Raw genomic sequence first — 5,894 nt, forward strand, 5'->3', positions numbered from 1 at the left:
CTTCCCGACCGTACGCGGGATATTTGGAGCCCTTAGACCTTGGCCAGGGGAGGACGTAACACCACCGCCATCCTGCTGTTCACCAGGACCAACTCCGGCGGCACCGACCAGGTCTGGTTCTACGAGGTCGCGGCCGACGGCTGGAGCCTCGACGACAAGCGCACGCCGCTGCTGCCGGAAGACAAGCTCGGCCCCGTGCCTTCCTGTCATTCCTGCGAAAGCGGGAATCCAGTGCTGACGCCTGAAGAACACGCCAAGAACAACCTGCCCGACGTGCTGGCACGCTGGGACAGGCGCAACGGCGCCGAGCGCGAACGCCCGCGCACCGCGCAGAGCTTCTGCGTGCCGAAAGCCGACATCGCAGCGCAGGGCTACGACCTCTCGCTCAACCGCTACAAGGAGGTGGTACACGAAGCCATCGAGCACCGCGCGCCAAGCGAAATCCTCGCCGACCTTGCAAAGCTCGAGGAGGAGATTCAGCGGGGGATGAAGGAACTCGAAGAGTTTTTGACGTGAGCGCGCTGGCCAACTGGCCGAAAGTTCCACTCGCTGAAGCCTATTGGTTTCAAGAGGGTTCGGGAGTTCGCAATTGGCAGTTCACGACATCCGGTATCAAGCTTCTCAATGTTGCCAAAATCGAAAAAACAGGGACGCTGAATCTCTCGAAGACCGATCGCCATCTCGATGAAGCCGAGGTCGCGAAAAGGTACTCCCATTTCCTCGTGAATGCTGGTGACCTTGTGATAGCGAGCTCCGGTATTTCATTCGATGACGACGGACTGCTGCGTACTCGTGGAGCGTTTGTCGAAGAGTCTGATCTGCCCCTCTGTCTGAATACGAGCACGATTCGATTCAAGGCAGTCAACGGTATTTCTGATCTTCGTTACCTAAGATTCTGGCTTGATGCCCCCGAATTCCGATCGCAAATTACTAAGCTGGTCACGGGGACGGCCCAACAGAATTTCGGCCCATCACACCTCAAGGCCACGAAGATTCGGTTGCCGCCCCTCCCCGAGCAGCGGCGGATTGCGGAGATCCTGGACAAAGCGGACACGCTGCGCGCCAAGCGCTGCGCCGCCCTCGCGCAACTCGACACTCTCACGCAATCCATCTTCCTCGACATGTTCGGCGATCCCGCCACGAATCCGAGAGGTTGGCCCCAGAAGGCCATTGGCGAAATTGGCAGCGTCATCACGGGCAATACACCGCCCCGCGCGAATCCTGGTCACTATGGTTCAGCCATCGAATGGATCAAGTCCGACAACATCAACACACCGCACTATTACCTGACCAGAGCAGGCGAAGGTTTGTCGGAGTCTGGTAAGTCTGTTGCGCGAACCGTCCCGGCAGGATCAATCCTGGTGACCTGCATCGCTGGAAGCCCGGATTGTATTGGAAATGCGGCAATGACAGATCGCGAGGTCGCGTTCAACCAGCAGATCAATGCGCTTGTCCCACACAACGGCGATTCTCACTTCCTTTACAACCAGTTCCTTGTTGGAAAGAGGCTTGTTCAGCAGGCATCCACGGCCGGCATGAAGGGAATAGTGAGCAAGGGAAGGTTCGAACGGATCAAGCTAGTCATTCCGCCGATCAAATTGCAGTGCGATTTCACTCAGCGGGTGTTGACGGTAGAGAGGCTAGCGGCTATGCACCGCGCGTCGCTCGCCCAACTCGACGCCCTCTTCGCCTCCCTCCAGCATCGCGCCTTCCGAGGAGAGCTGTAGCCGTGCGTTGTGAGTTCATCCGCGCCAATCCGGTCACCTGGCTTGTTTTACGAAGTGCTTCCAACCTAAAATAGCGCTCGCCGCTATTTTAGGCTTCCCGCCGCCACCGATGAAGCGCTCGCTGCAAGGCCATTACCTCAAAACCGCCACCGCTGGCGAGTCGTTCAATTCCTTCGTCCCGGCGCCCTTGCCGCCGCGGCCGGCGATCGACTGGACGCCGGCGCTGCGCAGCCGCTTCGACGCCGCGCTGGTGGCGCTCGGCCGGCTCGACGCGGTGACCGACCTGCTGCCAAACGCGGCGCTGCTGCTCTACAGCTTCGTGCGCAAGGAGGCGGTGCTGTCGTCGATGATCGAGGGCACGCAATCGTCGCTCGCCGACCTGATGTTGTTCGAACTCGACGAGCAGCCGGGCGTGCCGCTGGAGGACGCGCGCGAGGTGAGCCGCTACGTGGCGGCTCTGGAGCACGGCCTGCAGCGGCTGCGTGGCGGATTTCCGCTATCGCTGCGGCTCATCCGCGAAGTACACGCCGTGCTGATTGGCGACCACGGACGCGGAGCCAGGCTCACGCCAGGCGAGTTTCGCACCAGCCAGGTCTGGATCGGCGGCACGCGGCCGGGCAACGCGGTGTTCGTGCCGCCGCCGACGAACGAAATCGACGAATGCCTGCGGCACTTCGAGCGCTTCCTGCACGACCTGCCCGAGACGACATCACCGCTGGTCAAAGCGGCGCTGGCGCACGTGCAGTTCGAGACCATCCACCCCTTTCTCGACGGCAACGGGCGGCTAGGTCGACTGCTGATCGCGCTGCAACTCTCGGCGGACGGGCTGCTGCGCGAGCCGATGCTGTCCTTGAGTCTCCATTTCAAGGAGCACCGGCAAACCTATTACGAGTTGCTGAACGCGGTGCGCCTGACGGGCGATTGGGAAGCCTGGCTCGAGTTTTTTGGCGATGCCGTGCTGGCGAGCGCCACCCAGGCCGCGACATCGGCCAGGCGTCTCCTGGAGCTGGCCTCGACCGATGGGCAGCGGATCGCTGCGCTGGGGCGCGCCGCAGCGTCTGCACTGGCGATTCACCAGGCCTTGCAGCGTCAGCCGATCGCCACCGCCGCGTCGCTGACGGCGACGACCGGGCTGACGCCAGCCACTGTGAACAAGGCGCTGGTTCATCTGGAGCGCCTAGGCGTGGTCGCCGAACTGACGCGCAAGCTTCGCGGCCGGGTTTTCAGCTACGTGCGCTATGCCGAAATCCTCAACGAGGGCATGGCCTTGCCGGGTAGAGGACTATGAGCCAATTCTCTTTCCTGGAACGTGAGTGGCCTGCCGTGCTGGAAGCGGCAAGCCGAGCCGAGGCGGCGGCGCACGCCGACCCGCGCAGCGCCTGCTTCTACGCGCGCAGGGCGCTGGAACAGGCGGTCGCCTGGGCCTACAAGCACGACGCCGCGCTCAGGCTGCCGTATCAGGACAATCTCTCGGCGCTGATCCACGAGCCGAGTTTCAAGCAGGCGGCGGGCGAGGCGGTGTTCAGCAAGGCGCGGGTCATCAATACGCTGGGCAACCGCGCCGTGCACGGCCATCGCGCGATCCCGCACAACGACGCTCTGGTCGCGGTACGCGAGCTGTTTCATGTAACGTACTGGCTCGCCCGCACCTACGGCCGCACCGGGCGCCCGGCGGCGGGAGTGGTGTTCGACGCTGCCGCACTGCCCAGGGCCGCGCCCGCGCCGGGGCAAAGCACCGAGCAATTGCAGCAGCTCGAAGCCGGCCTGCGCGAGCGCGACGAGAAGCTCACCGCCTTACTGGCCGACAAGACGGCGCTCGACGACGAACTGCAACGCCTGCGCATTGATGTGGCGGCGGCAAAGCAGGCGGCCACGGCGCAGCCGGATACGCACGACTACTCCGAGGCCGAGACCCGCAACTACTTCATCGACCTGCTGCTCAAGGAAGCCGGCTGGACGCTGGATGAGACGCGCGACCGGGAATTCGCGGTCGCCGGGATGCCGAACCACGACGGCCAGGGCTTCGTTGACTACGTGCTCTGGGGCGACGACGGCAAGCCGCTCGGGCTGGTCGAGGCCAAGCGCACGCGGCGCGACGCACGCGCGGGCCAGCAGCAGGCCAGGCTGTACGCGGACTGCCTGCAGCGCCGGTTCGGCCAGCGCCCGCTGATCTTCTACTCCAACGGTTACCAGCACTGGCTCTGGGATGACACGAACTACCCGCCGCGCGCCGTGCAGGGCTTCTACAAGAAAGCGGAGCTGGAGCTCGCCATCCAGCGGCGCGGAAGTCGCAAGTCACTCGCTACGGCCGAGCTGAACAAGGAAATCGTCGAGCGCTACTACCAATGGCGCGGAATCCGCCGCATCGCCGAATCCTTCGAGCGCGACCAGGATCGGAAGGCCTTGCTGGTGCAGGCCACCGGCGCCGGCAAAACACGCACGGTGATCGCGCTGTGCGATCTGCTGATGCGCTGCAACCGGGTCAAGCGTGTGCTCTTCCTCGCCGATCGCGTGGCGCTGGTGAACCAGGCGGTCAATGCCTTCAAGCGCCACCTGCCGGATGCCTCGCCGGTGAATCTGGTGAGCGAGAAGGACGCCGACGGGCGGGTCTTTGTCTCGACCTATCCGACGATGATGGGGCTGATCGACGAGACGAGGAACGGTCAGCGGCGCTTTGGCGTCGGGCACTTCGATCTGGTCATCATCGACGAGGCGCACCGTTCGGTCTTCCAGAAGTACCGCGCCATCTTCGACTACTTCGATGCGCTGCTGGTGGGGCTCACGGCAACGCCCAAGGATGAGCTGGACCGCAACACCTACAGCCTGTTCGACCTCGAGAACGGCGTGCCGACCGACGCCTACTCGCTCGACGAGGCGGTGCGTGACGGTTTCCTCGTGCCGCCGAAAGCGGTGTCGGTGCCGCTCAAGTTTCAGCGCGAGGGGATCAGGTACAACGAGTTGTCGGAAGAGGACAAGGACCAATGGGACGCGCTGGAATGGGATGACGAGGGCGGCGTCCCCGACCGTGTCGAGGCCGAGGCGGTCAACAAGTGGCTGTTCAACAAGGACACGGTGGACAAGGTGCTGCAGCACCTGATGACGCGTGGGGTGACCGTGGCCGGCGGCGACCGGCTCGGCAAGACCATCCTGTTCGCCAAGAACCAGCGCCACGCCGAGTTCATCGCCGAGCGCTTCAACGCCAACTACCCGCACTTCAAGGGAGAGTTCGCGCGCGTCATCACCTTCAGGACCGAGTACGCGCAGAGCCTGATCGACAGCTTCTCAACCAGGGACAAGGCGCCGCATATCGCCATCTCGGTGGACATGCTCGACACCGGAATCGACATCCCCGAGGTGGTGAACCTGGTCTTCTTCAAGCTGGTGCGCTCCAGGACCAAATTCTGGCAGATGCTCGGCCGCGGCACGCGCCTCTGCCTGGAGCTGTTCGGGCCGGGCCAGCACAAGGAGTTCTTCTGCGTCTTCGACTACTGCCAGAACCTGGAGTACTTCAGCCAGAATATCGCGCCCGCCGAGGGTGCGCTGGCCGAGTCACTCGGCAAACGGCTGTTCAACGCGCGGCTGGAGTTGATTGGCGAACTGGACAAGAAGCTGGTGGATGCCGACCGCCACGCGGCGCATGAGCAGCGGGCGGCACCGCATGGGCATCCGGAGTCCGATGACGAAGTGCGCGCGCAGGTCGCGGCCATGCTGCAGCGGGAGGTGGGCGCCATGAACCTGGACAACTTTGTCGTGCGGCCAAAACGACGCATCGTCGAGCGGTACGCCACGCCCGAGGTTCGGCGAAGGCACCGACTACGCCAGGTTTCGTGCCAAGGCCCGGGCATTCCTGCGCGCGCACCAGGACCACGTCGCGATCCACAAACTGCGGATGAACAAGGCATTGACAGCAGCCGACCTGGCCGAACTGGAGCGGATGCTTGCCGAAAGCGGAGTCGGTGGGGCGGATGAGATCGAATTGGCCAGGACGGCGTGTCACGGGCTCGGCCTCTTTGTGCGATCACTGGTCGGCATGGATCGTGAGGCCGCCAAGGCGGCGTTCGCCGGATTCCTCACGAGCAAGACGCTCTGCGCGACCAAATCGGATGGGTGCGGCTCTTTTGAGCCACGGATTCTCGGCGATCACGCAGCCAACTTGATGTCATCGTT

Annotated in this window: 3 protein-coding genes and 2 pseudogenes; all 5 read left to right on the forward strand. The window is 63.6% G+C overall.

Annotation, left to right across the window (positions count from 1 at the left end; translation table 11 throughout):
• Positions 1-60: 60 nt before the first annotated feature.
• Positions 61-516 (forward strand): annotated as a pseudogene (locus ACCAA_RS02995) (DNA methyltransferase); the annotation flags it as partial.
• The gene (locus ACCAA_RS03000) at positions 513-1,727 is read left to right on the forward strand and encodes a restriction endonuclease subunit S (protein WP_186405769.1); all 1,215 of its coding nucleotides are present in this window, start codon (positions 513-515) and stop codon (positions 1,725-1,727) included. The pseudogene ACCAA_RS02995 and the gene ACCAA_RS03000, both read left to right, overlap by 4 nt.
• Positions 1,728-1,836: 109 nt before the next feature.
• Entirely contained in the window at positions 1,837-3,015 is a 1,179-nt protein-coding gene (locus ACCAA_RS03005; RefSeq protein WP_186405770.1) for a Fic family protein, read from the forward strand.
• Positions 3,012-5,510: pseudogene (locus tag ACCAA_RS03010) on the forward strand (DEAD/DEAH box helicase family protein); the annotation flags it as partial. The gene ACCAA_RS03005 and the pseudogene ACCAA_RS03010, both read left to right, overlap by 4 nt.
• Positions 5,473-5,894: type I restriction-modification enzyme R subunit C-terminal domain-containing protein (locus ACCAA_RS22670; RefSeq protein WP_425394446.1), on the forward strand; the 422-nt coding region annotated here is incomplete at its 3' end. The pseudogene ACCAA_RS03010 and the gene ACCAA_RS22670, both read left to right, overlap by 38 nt.

This window comes from Candidatus Accumulibacter aalborgensis (genome assembly GCF_900089955.1).
Lineage (GTDB): Bacteria > Pseudomonadota > Gammaproteobacteria > Burkholderiales > Rhodocyclaceae > Accumulibacter > Accumulibacter aalborgensis.

Excerpts from the sequence above, each read along its gene's own strand:
- ACCAA_RS03005 (WP_186405770.1), top strand. The coding sequence starts at position 1,837 with ATGAAGCGCTCGCTGCAAGGCCATTACCTCAAAACCGCCACCGCTGGC.